The organism is Parapontixanthobacter aurantiacus (assembly GCF_009827635.1).
Taxonomy (GTDB): domain Bacteria; phylum Pseudomonadota; class Alphaproteobacteria; order Sphingomonadales; family Sphingomonadaceae; genus Parapontixanthobacter; species Parapontixanthobacter aurantiacus.
Genome location: NZ_WTYW01000001.1, coordinates 652817 through 668564, shown reverse-complemented (window position 1 = coordinate 668564; position 15748 = coordinate 652817). Strand labels below are relative to the sequence as shown.

The window sequence follows — 15748 nt, the reverse complement described above, 5'->3', positions numbered from 1 at the left end:
CGTCGGTTACCCCATGCGCCCGCGCCTCCGCCCTTCGTCGCCCTCACCAGTTTTAACAGGAACAAGCAGATGACCGATACGAGGCCCATCGCTGTCTTCGGCGCAGGCGGGAAGACCGGCACCGAGCTACTGAGGCATGCCCTTGCCCGGGACATACCGATCCGCGCCTTCGAACACACGGTGCCCGGACCAGACGAGCGGGTGGGCGACTTCGAATATATCGAATGCGATGTGCTGTCGGACGATTTCGCTGGCGATCTCGATGGCTGCCGCGCGGTTATCTCGACCCTCGGTGTCGCTTTTGGTCCGGGCAATGCGATCGATCCACCGCCGCTTTATACCGATGGCACGCGCAACCTGCTCGGGGCGATGGCACAGACGAAGATCGACCGCATTGCCGTGATCTCCGCTGCCTTTGTCGAACATCAGTCGAGCGTCCCGGCCTGGTTTGAGCTCACCGCCAAGCCTGCATTGTTCAATATACTCGAGCAGATGCGCGCCATGGAAGCGATGCTCAGCGACGCCCAAGGTATCAAATGGACGGCCGCACGGCCGGGCTGGCTGCTGGATGAGCCTTACACCGGCGATGCCGTCATTACGGACGAACGCTTGGCAGAAGGCTGTTTCCGCTGCCGTCATGCTGATCTAGCGGCGAGCCTGCTTGAATTCGTGTGCGAAGATACCTGGATCAACGCAAAGCCTGCCATCGGCAGGCCCGAAGCCGAACGTTTCGAAAGTCCTGCCGCCATCAAGGCCGAACTCGGGATCGATTAAACGTCGTAACATTTTTCAATCTGTAACGAGCCCGAACGTTACAGACTTTGAGCAACAGACAAGGAAGTCGCATGTTTCTGGAGAAAATCAAAACCCCCGGTCTCTCACACCTTTCCTACATCATCGGCTCGGGCGGAAAGGCAGCGGTCATCGATCCGCGCCGGGACTGCGAGGTCTATGTCGAAAAGGCCCGGGCCGAAGGGCTGGAGATAACGCATATCTTCGAAACCCATCGCAATGAGGATCTGCTCAGCGGCTCGCCGATCTTGGCCAATTTGACAGGAGCCACGGTCTATCACGGGCCCAACGCGGCAGGCGAAGTCATCTTTGCCAGGACCGCGCGCGAAGGCGATTGTTTCGAGCTGGGTCAATTGAAGATCGAAGTGCTTGAAACACCTGGACACACCGACGATCATCTCGCTTTCGTCATCCATGACAGCGAATATTCCGAGGGGCCGGTCGGCGTCTTTACCGGCGATGCCCTGTTCGTCGGCGATGTCGGGCGCACCGATTTCTATCCCGAGCGCAAGGAAGAAGTCGCGGGCCTTCTATTCGACTCCCTGCAGAAACTTTGCGGCCTCGGCGATCAGGCGATTATCTACCCGGCGCATGGTGCGGGCTCGGTCTGCGGGTCGGGAATGGCGGACCGGGAATTCTCGACAATCGGCCACGAGCGGCGCAACAACCCGCGCCTGCGCATCTCCGACCGCGACGAGTTCATCGAGGCGAAGGTAGCAGAGCACCACTACCAGCCGCCCTATTTCCGGCTGATGGAGCGGCTCAACCTTGCAGGGTCCGATGCCGCGCCGCGCGTCATGCGGCCAAGGCGTCTGGGGCTGGAAGACCTTAGCGAGAGCGGCGCCGATCACCTGGTCGATGTGCGCGAGCCGCTCGCCTACGCTGCCGGCCATCTGCCGGGTGCCATGTGCCTTCCGGTTGGAATGATACCGGCCTTTGCCGGATGGTTCCTCGGTGAAGGCGACAGGATCGCCCTCATTGCTTCCGAGGAAGGCCAGCTAGCCCAGGCCATGGCCCATCTGGTGCGCATCGGTCTCGATAATGTTGTGGGCGGCTATGTCGGCGTGGTTCCAGCCGCCGCACAGGGCAAAGCGATGCGCAGCATTCCCATGATTGGCACCGAGGAAGTCGCGCGCAGGCTCGATCAAGACAGCGGCGAGTGGACCTTGCTCGACGTGCGCGACGCGGACGAACGGCAAGAAGCAAGCATCGACGGCTCAGGACATATCTATGTCGGTGAGCTCAACACGCGGTGGGAAGAGCTCGACCGCGACCGCCACTACACGCTGATGTGCGCGAGCGGCATGCGGGCGAGCGTTGCGGCGGGTTGGCTGGCCAGCAAGGGTTTCGAGCACCTCGATATCTATCTGGGCTCTATGGGGGCGTGGACAAACGCCTCCAGCTGAAGCGCCAAAATCTTGAAAAGCAAGCCAAAATCTTTTGCGAGATTTTGCTCGTATGTGGTAGGTGAGCTTGCTCTTCGCTCAACGAGCAGCGCGACCGGGCGCTTTATCCATCGAGTGACTTCCTGGTCCTCGAACGAAGACGAATGCCAGCGCCCCCAGGATAGCGATATTTTTGAGCAAAGGACCTGTGTGACCTGGGGCGATATGGATCGCAAGAGTTATCTGAACGAGGGTAAGAAATAACGCGGTGCATGAGAGCCGGGTCATCCACCCCAAGGCCAGTGATGTTCCTGCACCGATGAAAACCAAGCCAGACAGCCACAAAAGAATGGACGCATCTCCAATTAGAGCAACGTGATCTTTCCATGGCGACAATGCCATCCGGCCCAGCATATATTCATGCGCAAGAAAATGCCCCAATCCGCCTATGATGAATATGAGGCTCAAACAGAGGCGGAAGACCGGATCGATCAATCGCACTTTTGCGGCCCATGTCGCTAGGCTGTTTTCCATATTCCGGATCATAGAGTTCTTTCCCCCTCAGGTTGATACGTCGATGGCAGACTTATTGGGTGCGCGGACCAGTTTCTTCGGGAGGCGTCTGTGGTTCACCCAAAACGTTGACCGGCAGTTTCAGATAGATCGTACCGTTTCCTTCTGCGCGAGGCATATTCCCTCCGCGAATGTTGACCTGGATTGATGGCAGGATGAGGCGCGGCATACCCAGCTGGTTGTCGCGCTCCTCACGCATGGCTACAAATGCATTCTCGTCGACCCCGGCATGGATATGAATGTTGCTGTGCTTTTGTTCTTTCACCGTCGTTTCCCATTGGTGCTGCGAGCGGCCCTCCGGCAGGTAGTCGTGGCACATAAACAGCCGCGTCTCCTCCGGTAGCTCGAAAATCCGGCGAATAGAGCGATAGAGCGTGCGTGCATCGCCGCCGGGAAAATCGGCCCGCGCCGTGCCGTAATCGGGCATGAACAGCGTATCGCCGACAAAGGCGGCGTCTCCGATAACATAGGTCATGCACGCGGGCGTATGTCCCGGCGTATGGAGTGCCTGGGCCGATATGGCGCCTAGGTCAAAGCTGTCATTATCGGCAAACAAATGGTCGAACTGGCGTCCATCGCGTGGCAGGTCCACTCCGGCATTGAATATCGGCCCGAAGGTGTTCTGCGTGACGGTGATCTCGCTACCAATAGCAAGTTTGCCGCCTAGTGCGCGGCGGATGTAGGGTGCGGCGGAAAGGTGATCGGCATGGACATGGGTTTCCAGGATCCACTCGCACTTGAAATCCATTTGCCGGACGAATTCGATCACTTTATCGGCGGACTTAGTCGCCGTTCGCGCCGCTGCGGCATCGAAATCGAGCACCGGATCGATCACCGCGCACGCCTTGGTTGCAGGATCGGACACGACATAGGTCACGGTGTTCGTGTTCGTGTCGAAAAATGCCTCTATGTCGGGTTTCATCGAATAGTCTTTTCGTATGCTGGTTGAGAGCGGTTCTGCGTAGGTCAGTCCTGCGCCCGGTCGACGTAATTACGGACGAAGTTTTCCAGCGCCGGTTCGTCGCACACGAAGCCCATATCCGCCGCCTTCTGTAGGGTCGCATCGCCGCTCATTCCCTGCTGCGACGCCAGATGCATTATTGTGAAGGCTCCTGCGCGCTTGCCCGAGGCGCAATGGACCAGCACCGGCTTCGGAAGCGCTTCGACACTGGCCCTGAACTCATCGACGAGCTCGTCCGATATGGTGCCGCCCGCCACCGGCAAGTGACAATATTCAAGGCCGAGCGATGCCACCACTTCACCTTCGCGGTCCGGGGCGAGAGGCTGATCCGCCTCATCCTGGCAGCGCAGGTTGACGACCGCCTTGTAACCATCCTCCGCCAATGCGCGCAGGTCGCCCTCGGAAGGCGGAGCGGTCGAGACGGCGAATCTGCCATTGAGGATCTTGATTTGGGTCATAAGGCATCATCCTGGTTCAGGTTCAAAGGTCCGGGTCCGCGATTGCGCGGCAGCAGATTACGATTGACTTTATATTCATACCTTCGCATATATGCAAGTATGAAAGCCGAAGATATTCGCGATCAAGCCGAAAAGGCGGTGGCATTGCTCAAGGCGCTGGGCAGCCACAACCGCCTGATGATCGCCTGCCAATTGGTTGAAGGCGAGCGCAGCGTGGGCGAGCTGGCCGAACTGCTGGAACTTCGGGAAACCGTGGTTTCGCAGCATCTGGCGCTTATGCGGAAGGATGGCCTGGTCGCAGCGCGGCGCGATGGCCGCACGATCCATTATTCGCTTTGCGGCGATGCGCCGCGCCGGGTGCTGGAAACGCTCTACGCCATCTATTGCAGCTCCGCCGACGATACGACCGGTCCAGCAGACGGCCATTGAACAGGCTTTCAGTTATGTTGGACAATCCCGGATGATGGATATCGGCGTCATCGTGGCGCTCCTATCGCTTACCTCGGGCCTCCTCGTGGGCTTTTCGCTTGGACTACTCGGCGGTGGGGGATCGATCCTCGCAGTGCCGTTGCTTGTGTATGTCGTCGGTGTTCACGACACCCATGTCGCTATCGCCACGTCCGCTGCTGCGGTGGCGGCCAGCGCCTTGGCAAACTTATTGTTCCATGCGCGAGGCGGCAATGTGAAGTGGCGCTGCGCAGGCCTATTCGCAGCATTCGGCGTTGTCGGAGCTGCCGCCGGATCAAGCCTGGGAAAAATTACATCGGGCGATCTGCTTTTGGGCCTGTTCGGTCTGGTGATGATTGTCGTCGGCCTCTCGATGCTGCGCGAGAAATCGGGCGGATCCGACCCGGATGTCCAGCTCACCCGAGCCACGGCGCTGCGCCTCACCCCGCGCCTCGCGTTCGGAGGATTGCTGGTAGGCGGACTGTCCGGTTTCTTCGGTATCGGCGGGGGCTTTCTGGTGGTGCCGGGTCTGGTTGCCGCGACGGCCATGCCGATTCTCAACGCGATCGGCTCCTCGCTGGTCTCTGTAGCCGCTTTCGGTACGACCACAGCCGCCAATTACGCCCTCGACGGACTCGTCGATTGGGAGATTGCCGCGTTTTTCATCGGCGGCGGCGGTATAGGCGGCTGGCTGGGTACTCGCGCATCGAACCTGTTGGCTAAGCGCAAACGAGCGCTGAACTTTATATTCGCGGCGGTCATCATCCTCGTTGGCATCTTCATAAGCGGCCAATGGGCGATAACAGCCATAACGTGATCGCTGCCTTTTCGAACCGAATTGTCCGAAGGATCAACACTGCTGTTCACCGGGCGAAGCTCAAGCCGCGCAGACGCAGGGCGTTGCCGATCACAGACACCGAAGACAAGCTCATCGCCGCTGCCGCGATCATCGGGCTGAGTAGCACTCCGAAGAATGGAAACAGTACGCCTGCTGCGACCGGAATGCCGAGCGTATTGTAAGCGAAGGCGAAAAACAGGTTCTGCCGGATGTTGCGCATCGTTCCGCGCGACAGCACGGTGGCCTGCACCACTCCTGTCAAATCACCACGAACCAGTGTGACCCCGGCGCTTTCGATCGCCACATCGGTACCAGTGCCCATGGCAATACCAACATCGGCGGCAGCCAGCGCAGGAGCATCGTTGATCCCGTCCCCGGCCATGCCGACCCGGCGACCTTGCGCTTTCAGCTCTTCGATCTTGCGGTGCTTGTCTTCGGGCGAGACATTGGCGTGTACCTCGTCGATACCCATTTCGCGCGCGACCGCTTCGGCAGTGCCGCGGCTGTCGCCCGTGAGCATAACGACCCGGATATCGCGCTTGTGCAGAGCCGCAATGGCCGCTGCACTGGTAGGCTTGATCGGATCGGCCACCGCGATGAGCCCTGCCGGACGGCCATCGAACGCAACGAACATCACCGTCTGACCCTGCTTGCGGCCATTTTCGGCCGAGCCGAGCCAGGCCTCGTCATCGATCCCGACGCGCCGCATCATCTTTTCGTTGCCGATCGCAACCCGGCCCCCCTGGACATTGGCTTCAACACCTTCCCCGGTCGTCGAAGCGAGATCCGTGGCATTGGCGGGCGAGACGCCGCGCGCTTTTGCGCCTTCGACGATGGCATGGGCCAGCGGATGCTCGCTGCCCATTTCGACACCTGCAACCGCTGCCAGGAATTCAGTTTCGTCGATGCCGTCTGCAGGCTTCACCGCCACCAGATCGGGCTTGCCTATCGTCAACGTGCCGGTCTTGTCGACCACCAGCGTATCGATCTTCTCGAGTGTCTCCAGCGCTTCGGCATTGCGGATCAGGATGCCGTGCTGGGCACCCTTGCCTGTGCCTGTCATGATCGACATCGGCGTAGCGAGGCCAAGCGCGCAGGGACAAGCGATGATCAGGACCGCAATGGCATTGACCAATGCGTAGGCAAGCGCAGGGGCGGGACCCCAGATTGCCCAGACCACGAAGGTGGCGATGGCGATCACAACCACCGCAGGCACAAACCAGCCAGCCACCTGATCGGCGAGCCGCTGGATCGGTGCGCGGCTGCGCTGCGCGTCGGCCACCATCTGGACGATCTTGGACAGCATCGTGTCCTTGCCCACGCCGGTTGCGCGCATGACGAACCCTCCAGTCTGGTTGACCGTGCCGCCGATGACAATGTCGCCAGCCTGTTTGGCGACCGGAAGCGGTTCGCCGCTGATCATGGATTCATCGATCGCGCTCGATCCCTCCTCGATTTCGCCATCGACGGGAACCTTGTCGCCGGGTCGAACGCGCAGACGATCGCCTGTGGTTAGCTGATCGAGCGGCACCTCGCGCTCGTCGCCTGAGCCAAAGATCTTGACCGCGCTGGGCGGTGCCAGCTCGAGCAGTGCGCGCAAGGCGCTCGAGGTCGAACCCCTGGCCTTGAGCTCGAGGACCTGTCCGAGCAGAACGAGCGTCGTGATGACCGCTGCCGCCTCGAAATAGACCCCGACCCGTCCCGAATGGTCGCGGAACGCTGCAGGGAACAGATCGGGCGCGACCGTCGCCACGACGCTAAAAAGATAGGCGATGGCCACGCCGAACCCGATCAGGGTGAACATGTTGAGATTGCGCGTCTTGAGCGACTGGATGGCCCGAACGAAGAACGGCCAGGCGCCCCATAGAACCACCGGGGTTGCGAGCGCAAATTGCGCCCACTGCGCCCAGGCCGGTTCTATCAGACGGTCGAAACTGAGCCCCGGTGCCATGTCGCTCATCGCATAGACGAACAGAGGCAGCGTGAGCAGCGCGCTCCACCAGAACCTACGCAGCATGTCGACCAGTTCGGGGTCGGGGCCATCGCCCAGCGAAACGGTTTCCGGTTCGAGCGCCATGCCGCAAATCGGGCATGAACCCGGCCCGGGCTGGCGGATTTCAGGGTGCATCGGACAGGTGTAGATCGTGCCTTCGGGCACATCCTCGACCGCGTCGAGATGCGCGCCCGAGAGATAGAGCTCGGGATCGGTGACGAACTTGTCGTGACAGCGCGGCGAACAGAAATAGTGTGTCGCGCCCTCATGCGTCGCGATATGCTGAGCCCCGTCGATTGCAACGCTCATGCCGCATACCGGGTCGATCGCGGTACCCTCGATCACACTCTGGTCCTTGCTCATCGCCTGTCCTTCCTAGCTCTTCACGACTACGAACTGCCCCATCATGCCTGCATCCTCGTGTTCGAGAATGTGGCAGTGATACATGTAGGGCAGGTCTGGGTCGGTGTGTTCTTCAAAACGCAGGAGAAGGCGTACCTGCTCGCGCGGGTTGACGATCACGGTATCCTTCAAACTGGTTTCCAATGGTGGGGGCGCTCGGCCATCGCGGTCGATCACACGAAACTGGACGTTATGGATATGAAACGGGTGGGCCATCATCGAAGCGTTGGCGATCTCCCAGATTTCCCATTGGCCGACTGGCACACGTTCGTTGATCACATTCATGTCCATCGCAGCACCGTTAATGGACATTCCGCCGCCCATCATGCCCATGTCGAGAACGAAACGCCGGGTTCGGACGGCTGACGACGGGTCGGTTGGAGCAAGCGATGCCAGTTGTGTCGGCACCCTGATGCGCTGGGCCGAACTTGCCGGCCTGATATCGAGGATTTGAAACACGTCTGCGGAAGCATCGCCGCTATCGCCGCGCCCCATCATCCCGCCGCCCATCATTCCGCGTCCGCCCATCATGCCCATGGCGTTTTCGGGACTGCTGGCAAGAAGGCGAAGCGGGCGTCCTTCCGAGAGATCGATAATTACCTGCGCGCGCTCCCCCGGGGCGAGCCTGACCGAGCGGACGATGTGCGAACGATCGAGCAAGCCGCCATCGCTCGCGATCAGTTGCATCGAACGATCACCTTCGAGCGAAAAATCGTAAAGGCGGGCGTTCGATCCATTGAGGATGCGCAGCCGCAATTGGCCTGTCTGTGCGTCGAACACAGCGTTTTCAGTGCCGTTGACGAATATCCGGCTCCCGCGCACGCCCATCATCCGCGCGTGCATACTCAGCGGGTACACCAAGCGGCCGGATCCATCGATCACGCGGTCCTGCACGATCAGCGGAATGTCGTCGACGCCATAGTCGCTCGGCAAGTCGAGGCGCTCTTCCTCGTCGTCGCGAACATAGATCGGTGCGGCGAGCCCGGCATAGACCTGCGGCCCGGCTCCGCGCTCCAAGTGTGAATGATACCAGTAGAGCGAAGCCCGCTGGCGAACTTGGAAAGAAGGCCTCCAGCGTTCGCCGGGACGGATCAACTGATGCGGTCCGCCATCGGCTGCGGCAGGAAGTTCGAAACCATGCCAATGGACCGTAGCGCCTTCGGCCAGCTTGTTGTCGATATGGAACTGCACCCACTCGCCCCGGCGCATTTCCAGCGTCGGTCCCAGATAGGGTGCGTCGATGCCGATGGTGGGCGAAGCAACACCGGTGACGAATTCCTTCTGGCCTGGGGTCAAAGACAAGCGGAAAACCCGTGCGCCCTGCTCAATCTCGCCACGCTGCAAGGGCGGTATAGCGAGCAAATTGGATCCGTCAGTGCTGTCCAGCATCGATGCGTCTTGCGCTTTGCATCCCGCAAGCGGGAACGCGGCAAAGCCTGCAGCAGCAAAACCAGCGCTTTTGATCAGTGTGCGGCGGTCCACGGGGAATGCCTGGGTTATGCGGGGTGTCCGGATCATGCTCCTCCTGTTTCGCGATGGGCGGCACCAGATTTGCCTGGCACCGCCCAACCGATTTACTCCTTCGTGATCGACGTGATCACACTGCCTTCAGAACCAGTACGAAATTCAAAGGCAATGCCCTCACCGACGCTTACTTCGCTGCGCAGTTGCTCATCGGCTTCGAACGCCATGGTCATTGCCGGCCATTCGATTGCGGGAACCGGGCCGTGGTCGACGGTGATCGTACCCGCTTCGGCGTCGATGGCGGTGACGGTGCCTTGCGCACTCGCGGACTGCATTGCGTTGCCGGTATCCGCCATCGGCATATCCTGGCCGTCCATCATCATTGCATCTTCAGCCATCGGCATGTCCTCCATCTCGGCAGTGTCCTGGCCAGAATCGCAGGCTGCCAGCGCCAGCGGCGCGGCCAATAGGGTTATGAGGGTTGTGTGACGCATTCTTCTTCTCCTTGGGGTTGGGTTGGCCGTTCCGGCCGGGGACGACGCAGCAACAGATAGGCTGCGGGAAGCACGAACATGGACAGGAGCGGCGCGGTGATCATCCCGCCGATCATCGGCGCGGCGATGCGGCTCATCACTTCGGAGCCAGCCCCAGTGCCGATCAGGATCGGAAACAGGCCGGCGAGGATGACCGCGACGGTCATTGCCTTGGGCCGGACGCGCAACAATGCCCCTTCACGGATGGCGGCGGAGACTTCCTCCGCATCCGGGTCCTCACCGCGCCGCTCCAGCGCAGCTTTCAGATAGATCAGCATGATGACGCCAAATTCGGCTGACACCCCGGCCAGCGCGATGAAGCCGACGGCGGTCGCGACCGACTGGTTGTATCCCATCAGGTAAAGCAGCCAGAAGCCGCCTGTCAGCGCGAACGGCAAGGTGCCCATGATGAGCAGCGCCTCGTCGAACCGGCGGAAGATCAGGTAAAGCAGCAGGAATATGATCGCGAGCGTAGCCGGAACGACGATCTGCAGACGTTCGTAGGCCCGCGTGAGATATTCAAACTGCCCGGCATAGGACAGGCTGACGCCCGGAGGCAGATCGACCTCGGCCGCGATAACCTCCTGCAGATCGCCAACCACAGAAGACAGATCGCGCCCGCGCACATCGATATAGACATAGCTTGTGGGACGGCCCTGTTCGCTCTTGAGCATGGGCGGGCCGCTGGTCACACGCACCTGCGCAACGGTACCAAGCGTGATCTGCTGACCAGACGGGGTCAGCACCGGCAGATTGCGCAGCTCGTCGACACTGTCGCGGATCTCGCGCGGATAGCGAACATTGATCGGGTATCTTGCGAGGCCTTCGACTGTACGGGCCACATTGGCACCGCCAATTGCGCCGGAGACGATCTGCTGCACGTCGGCGATGTTGAGACCGTAGCGGGCCGCTTCCAGCCGGTCGATATCGACATCGACATAGCGGCCTCCCGACAGCCTTTCAGCCAGCGCAGAACTGACGCCGGGAATGTTCTTTGCCGCCTGTTCGATCTGGAGCGCGACGCGTTCCAGCTCGCCGAGATCTTCGCCCGAAACCTTGACCCCGATCGGGCTCTTGATCCCGGTTGCGAGCATGTCGATCCGGTTGCGGATCGGCGGCACCCAGACATTGGCAAGGCCAGGCACCTGCACGGCGCGGTCCAGTTCCTCGACCAGCATATCCGGTGTCATGCCCTCGCGCCACTCATCGCGTGGTTTGAAGCGGATGGTCGTCTCGAACATTGTGAGAGGGGCGGGATCGGTGGCGGTATCGGCGCGCCCGGCCTTGCCGAACACGGTTTCGACTTCCGGTACGGTCATGATCAGCCGGTCGGTGCGCTGTAGCAGCGCTGACGCCTCTCCGGGAGACAATCCAGGCAGGGCGCTGGGCATGTAGAGCAGGTCGCCTTCGTCGAGCGGCGGCAGGAATTCGCCGCCAAGCCGCGAGAAGGGAACGAGCGTGGTCAGGAAGACCAGCCCAGCGATGACCAAAGCGGTCTTCGGGCGGCGCATCACCCAGTCTAGCCCGGGCCGATAGGCCCGGGTCAGCACGCGATTGACCGGGTTGCTGTCCTCTGCCGGAATCTTTCCGCGCACCAGCCATCCCATCAGCACCGGAACCAGAGTGATCGACAGGATCGCAGCAGCCGCCATGGCATAGGTCTTGGTAAAGGCCAGCGGTGCGAACAGCCGTCCCTCCTGCGCCTGCAAGGTGAACACCGGCAGAAACGACAAGGTGATGATCAGCAGGCTGAAAAACAGCGCCGGGCCGACTTCCTTCGAGGCATCCGCGACGATCCGCCAGCGCTCCTGGACGGACAGAACCGTGTCAGGGTTCTCCTCGGCCCAGCGCTCCAGATGCTTGTGGGCGTTCTCGATCATCACCACCGCAGCATCGACCATCGCGCCGACCGCGATGGCGATCCCGCCAAGAGACATGATGTTCGCGTTTACGCCCTGAAAGCGCATCACGATGAAGGCCGCGAGCACGCCGAGCGGAAGGGTGACGACCGCGACGAGTGCCGAGCGCGCGTGCCACAGGAACAGCAGGCACACCAGGGCAACGACAATGAATTCCTCGATGAGCTTGGAGGTCAGGTTTTCGACCGAAGCATCGATCAATTGCGAACGGTCGTAGGTGGTGACGATCTCGACCCCTTCGGGCAGGCTTGCCTGCAATTGTTCGAGCTTCGCTTCGACCGCCGCAATTGCGCTGCGCGCATCGGCGCCCTGGCGCAGAATGACGATACCGCCGGCAACCTCGCCTTCGCCGTTGAGTTCCGCAATGCCGCGCCGCAGCTCCGGGCCGATCTGGATATTGGCCACATCGTCCAGCGTTACCGGAGTGCCGCCCGCTTCGGCGCGCAAGGGTATGCTGCGAAAATCCGCCAGCGTGCCGAGATAGCCCGAGGCACGGACCATATATTCGGCCTCGCCCATTTCGACGATAGAGCCCCCGGTTTCCTGATTGCCTGCCTGCACCGCGCGGACCACTTGCGCGTGCGTCACGCCCAGCGAAGCCATGCGATAGGGGTCGAGCACGATCTGGTACTGCTTGACCATGCCGCCCACGCTGGCGACTTCGGCGATGCCGGGAATGGTTTTCAGCTCGTAGCGCAGGAACCAGTCCTGCAGGCTCCTGAGCCCGGCCAAGTCGTGACCGCCGCTGCGGTCGACCAGCGCATATTCGTAGATCCAGCCCACCCCGGTTGCATCAGGGCCGAGTGTGCTCTGAACCCCGTCGGGCAAGCGGTTCTGGACCTGGTTCAGATACTCCAGAACGCGAGAGCGCGCCCAGTAGAGGTCGGTCCCGTCCTCGAAGATCACATAGACGTAGCTGTCTCCGAAAAAGGAATAGCCGCGCACGGTCTTGGCACCGGGGACCGACAGCATGGTCGTGGCCATCGGATAGGTCACCTGGTCCTCGACGATACGGGGCGCCTGACCTGGATAGTTCGAGCGGATCACCACCTGTACATCGGAAAGGTCCGGCAGGGCATCGACGGGCGTCGTCCGTACCGCCCAGAAACCGGCCAGCGCCAACCCGATCGCTGCCAGCACCACGAAAAAGCGGTTGGCGATCGAGCTATCGATGATGCGCGCGATCATTGGCCGATTTTCCGGATCGAGACGATGCGCGGCCCCGTACTGGCTTGCACAAATGTGAAGGAGACCCGGTCGCCGCGCGCAAAACCGCGCAGCTGTTCCGGTCCTTCGCTGGCAAAGGGCATGGTCATTGCCGGCCATTCGAGCGCAGGCACCGGACCGTGGCGCAAGGTCACGCTGTTGGCGTTTATGCGCTCGATCGTCCCGGTCGCGCGATAAGTCTGCGGTTCATCTGCATCGTCCGACCCTCGGTCTTCGCTCGCACCGGATGGTGCCTGATCGACGGGACGCACGTCGATGCCCGCAAGGCTGGCTTCGGAATCGAGCAGGAACTGGCCCGAGGTGACCACTCTCTCTCCTGCAGCCAGCCCGGCAAGGACTTCGGTCCGTCCGTTCGCTTCGCGGCCGATACGGATTTCGGCGGGCCGATAGCCGCCACCTCCCTGCGCGATCATCGCCAGGGTCCGCTCGCCGGTGCGAATGACAGCTTCCGAAGGGACCAGCAGCGCTTCGCGCCGTTCAGGCGCGAGCATCACTTGGGCAAACATTCCCGGCTTGAGCCGCAGGCCCGGATTGGGCATCGCTGCCCGCACGGTTATCGTGCGGCTCGCATCTTGCGCGCTCGGCAGAATGGCGATGATGCGTCCGGCAAACCGTTCGCCGGGAAAGGCAGTGAGCGTGGCGCTCACCGGCTGCCCGACACGCGCGTTGCCAGCCAGTGCCTCGGGTACCGCCGCCTCGAGCCAGATCGGACTGTACCCGCTGATCTCGGCCAGCGATTGGCCCGCCGCCACGGTCATGCCCGGCCTTACTGCGAGCGACGTGATCGCGCCCGATTGCGGTGCTGTGACGGTGATGATCGTTTGCGGTCTTCCGCTTCGGGTGACCGAGGCGATCATCGAGTCCGGCATGCCAAGCAGCCGCAGGCGCTCGCGGGCGGCCCGGGTCAACGCTTCGTCGCCGGTTGCGGCAACAGCAAGATACTCGTTTTGTGCGCCGCCCCATTCGGGCACAAGAATGTCGACGATCGGAGCGCCTCTGGCAATCAGGTCCTGCGGTGCATGGCCGTAGGTCCGCTGAACATAGCCGCCGGCGCGCGGCTGAACGATCGCCATCTCGCTGCCGTTATATGCGAGCGTGCCGGTGACGCTGATTTCAGGCTCCAGCACGCCATATTCCGCTTCAGCAGTCCGGATCCCGAAATTCTGGACGAGCGTCGAATCGATACTCACACCCCCGGCGCCCTGCGCGTCGCCGCCCGCGCATTTGGGGACCAGCTGCATGTCCATGAAAGGAGATTTGCCCGGCTCGTCGAAGCGCTGGTCAGGGACCATCGGATCGTACCAATAGAGCACGTCCTCGCAGCCCGTATCTGTCGCTGCATCGCCGCCGCTCTCGCTGCCGAGCATTGAGAGACCGTAGCCCGCCAACAGACTGACCAGAGCAATACCAAGTCCAGCCGCATACATGCGCTGGCGCGGTGTGAATCGTTCGAGCGCGGAGTTCATGGCCTGCTCTCCCCGTAGGTCAGTCGCAGCCTCACCGCCGCCTCGACAGCTGCCTGTTCGCGCTCGAGTATCTCCAGTTCGAGCAGCGCGAGCGCGGATTTCGCCGTAATCACATCGACGAGATCGGCACGCCCGGCCGCGAAACTCGCTGTATCGAGGTCCGCGCGGTCGCGCGCCAGCGGAAGAAGCTCGTCACGCGCGCGTCCCCATTGCCGCACTGTGCTGCGCCAGGTTGCCAGATCAGCTTCGAAACCGGCAACCAACGCGCGCCTGCGATCCTCGCGCTCGGCCGATGCGGCAGCGGCTTCGGCTTCGGCAGCGGCAATGCGCGGATTCTGCCGCCGGTCGGTAAAGATCGGCAGTGTAATGGACCCCATGATCGACACCGCATCGCCGAAATCAGGATTGCGGCGACCATAGGTGACGCTCACCCCGAAATCGGGTCGTTTCTCGGCGCGTGCGAGCGCGACACCGGCTTCGGCCCGGCCTCGTTCGGCATCGGCCAGCAGGATTTCGGGATTGCTTTCGAGCTCGAACCGCAGCTGCTCCTCATCGAGGACAGCCGATGGCGCGGCTCCCAAAGCAACCGGATCTGCGAGCGGTATATATCGGGAAATCTGCGCTTGCGCAGTCTCGCGCTCGGCTTCGATAGCGGTAATCGCGTCTTCAATTCCGAGTAGCTCGCGCCGGATTGCCAGGCTCTCCGCCGGGCGGGCCGACCCCGAAGCAACTGCACTGTTGGCAACCGGAACGAATGCTCTCAGGTCGTCCAGCGCAGCCTGGGCAAGATCAAGCCGCGCTTGCGCATAATGGAGCCGGACCCAGGCCGTGCCCGCATCGGCGAGAAGAATACGCTCGGCCATGCCAAGGCGTGCCTCGGCGAGCCGCACTTCCGAACTGGCAACGCCGAACCTCGCCCGTCGACGGGCGAGATTTGGGATTTCCTGCTCGATACCGATTGCGATCTGCGTGGGGAGTTGCCGGTCTGGGTCGAACGCGGCAGGTCCGGTCACAGGAAGGTTCATGATACCTGCGCGTACGCGCGGATCGGGAAGCTCATCCGCCGCTTCCGCTGCCTCGCGCCGCGATTGTACACGCAGCGCGCCAGCTTCCAGAACGGGTTGTTCGCCTCGTGCTACCGCCAGTATTTCCTCGTATCCGACAGACTGTGCTTGGGCAGTCTGCGCGGCGAGCAGGGCCGAAAACGGCACCCAGCCAATGCGCCAATCCATAATTCTTACTCTTTCAAAGCGAGCTGACCGGGAAGGGCCACGGCGCACGCGGGCGAGC

13 protein-coding genes are annotated in these 15748 nt (G+C 61.7%); 4 read left to right on the top strand and 9 right to left on the bottom strand.

The window, feature by feature from the left end:
* Window positions 1-69: 69 nt before the first annotated feature.
* Together GRI38_RS03235 and GRI38_RS03230 are read left to right on the top strand one after the other, a co-directional pair.
* Window positions 70-774: an NAD(P)-dependent oxidoreductase gene (locus GRI38_RS03235; RefSeq protein ID WP_010412754.1), complete on the top strand. Its 705-nt coding sequence runs from the start codon at window positions 70-72 to the stop codon at window positions 772-774.
* A gap of 71 nt (window positions 775-845) precedes the next feature.
* On the top strand, window positions 846-2198 hold the full coding sequence (locus GRI38_RS03230) for an MBL fold metallo-hydrolase (protein WP_160681496.1): 1353 nt from the start codon (window positions 846-848) through the stop codon (window positions 2196-2198).
* Window positions 2199-2276: 78 nt separating this feature from the next.
* Here the strand turns inward: GRI38_RS03230 and GRI38_RS03225 are convergent, their stop codons facing one another.
* The 3 genes from GRI38_RS03225 to GRI38_RS03215 are packed head-to-tail and all read right to left on the bottom strand — an operon-like array spanning window position 2277 to window position 4169.
* Complete coding sequence (locus GRI38_RS03225) at window positions 2277-2723, bottom strand: DoxX family protein (RefSeq protein WP_237487326.1); 447 nt, start codon at window positions 2721-2723, stop codon at window positions 2277-2279.
* 40 nt (window positions 2724-2763) lie between these two features.
* The gene (locus GRI38_RS03220) at window positions 2764-3672 is read right to left on the bottom strand and encodes an MBL fold metallo-hydrolase (RefSeq protein ID WP_010412746.1); all 909 of its coding nucleotides are present in this window, start codon (window positions 3670-3672) and stop codon (window positions 2764-2766) included.
* 44 nt (window positions 3673-3716) lie between these two features.
* On the bottom strand, window positions 3717-4169 hold the full coding sequence (locus GRI38_RS03215; RefSeq protein WP_010412743.1) for a protein tyrosine phosphatase family protein: 453 nt from the start codon (window positions 4167-4169) through the stop codon (window positions 3717-3719).
* 99 nt (window positions 4170-4268) lie between these two features.
* Here GRI38_RS03215 and GRI38_RS03210 point away from each other — a divergent pair, with 99 nt between their 5' ends.
* Together GRI38_RS03210 and GRI38_RS03205 are read left to right on the top strand one after the other, a co-directional pair.
* A complete protein-coding gene (locus GRI38_RS03210) occupies window positions 4269-4598 on the top strand; it encodes an ArsR/SmtB family transcription factor (protein WP_010412740.1) in 330 nt (109 codons plus the stop codon).
* A 31-nt stretch (window positions 4599-4629) separates the two neighbouring features.
* On the top strand, window positions 4630-5433 hold the full coding sequence (locus GRI38_RS03205; protein ID WP_010412736.1) for a sulfite exporter TauE/SafE family protein: 804 nt from the start codon (window positions 4630-4632) through the stop codon (window positions 5431-5433).
* Window positions 5434-5479: 46 nt separating this feature from the next.
* Here the strand turns inward: GRI38_RS03205 and GRI38_RS03200 are convergent, their stop codons facing one another.
* The 6 genes from GRI38_RS03200 to GRI38_RS03175 form a co-directional block, all read right to left on the bottom strand.
* The gene (locus GRI38_RS03200) at window positions 5480-7810 is read right to left on the bottom strand and encodes a heavy metal translocating P-type ATPase (protein WP_010412733.1); all 2331 of its coding nucleotides are present in this window, start codon (window positions 7808-7810) and stop codon (window positions 5480-5482) included.
* A gap of 12 nt (window positions 7811-7822) precedes the next feature.
* Window positions 7823-9238: a multicopper oxidase family protein gene (locus GRI38_RS03195; protein WP_232508280.1), complete on the bottom strand. Its 1416-nt coding sequence runs from the start codon at window positions 9236-9238 to the stop codon at window positions 7823-7825.
* A 185-nt stretch (window positions 9239-9423) separates the two neighbouring features.
* Window positions 9424-9780, bottom strand: coding sequence for a copper-binding protein (locus GRI38_RS03190; RefSeq protein WP_010412727.1), 357 nt, complete (start codon window positions 9778-9780; stop codon window positions 9424-9426).
* A 5-nt stretch (window positions 9781-9785) separates the two neighbouring features.
* On the bottom strand, window positions 9786-12953 hold the full coding sequence (locus GRI38_RS03185) for an efflux RND transporter permease subunit (protein WP_010412724.1): 3168 nt from the start codon (window positions 12951-12953) through the stop codon (window positions 9786-9788).
* Window positions 12950-14458 (bottom strand): efflux RND transporter periplasmic adaptor subunit, encoded by a 1509-nt coding sequence (locus tag GRI38_RS03180; RefSeq protein ID WP_011413841.1) that lies wholly within the window; start codon window positions 14456-14458, stop codon window positions 12950-12952. Before GRI38_RS03180 ends, GRI38_RS03185 begins: the two co-directional genes overlap by 4 nt.
* Window positions 14455-15690, bottom strand: a complete 1236-nt coding sequence (locus GRI38_RS03175; protein ID WP_160681495.1) for a TolC family protein — start codon at window positions 15688-15690, stop codon at window positions 14455-14457. The genes GRI38_RS03180 and GRI38_RS03175 overlap by 4 nt, the downstream gene beginning before the upstream one ends.
* Window positions 15691-15748 lie beyond the last annotated feature (58 nt).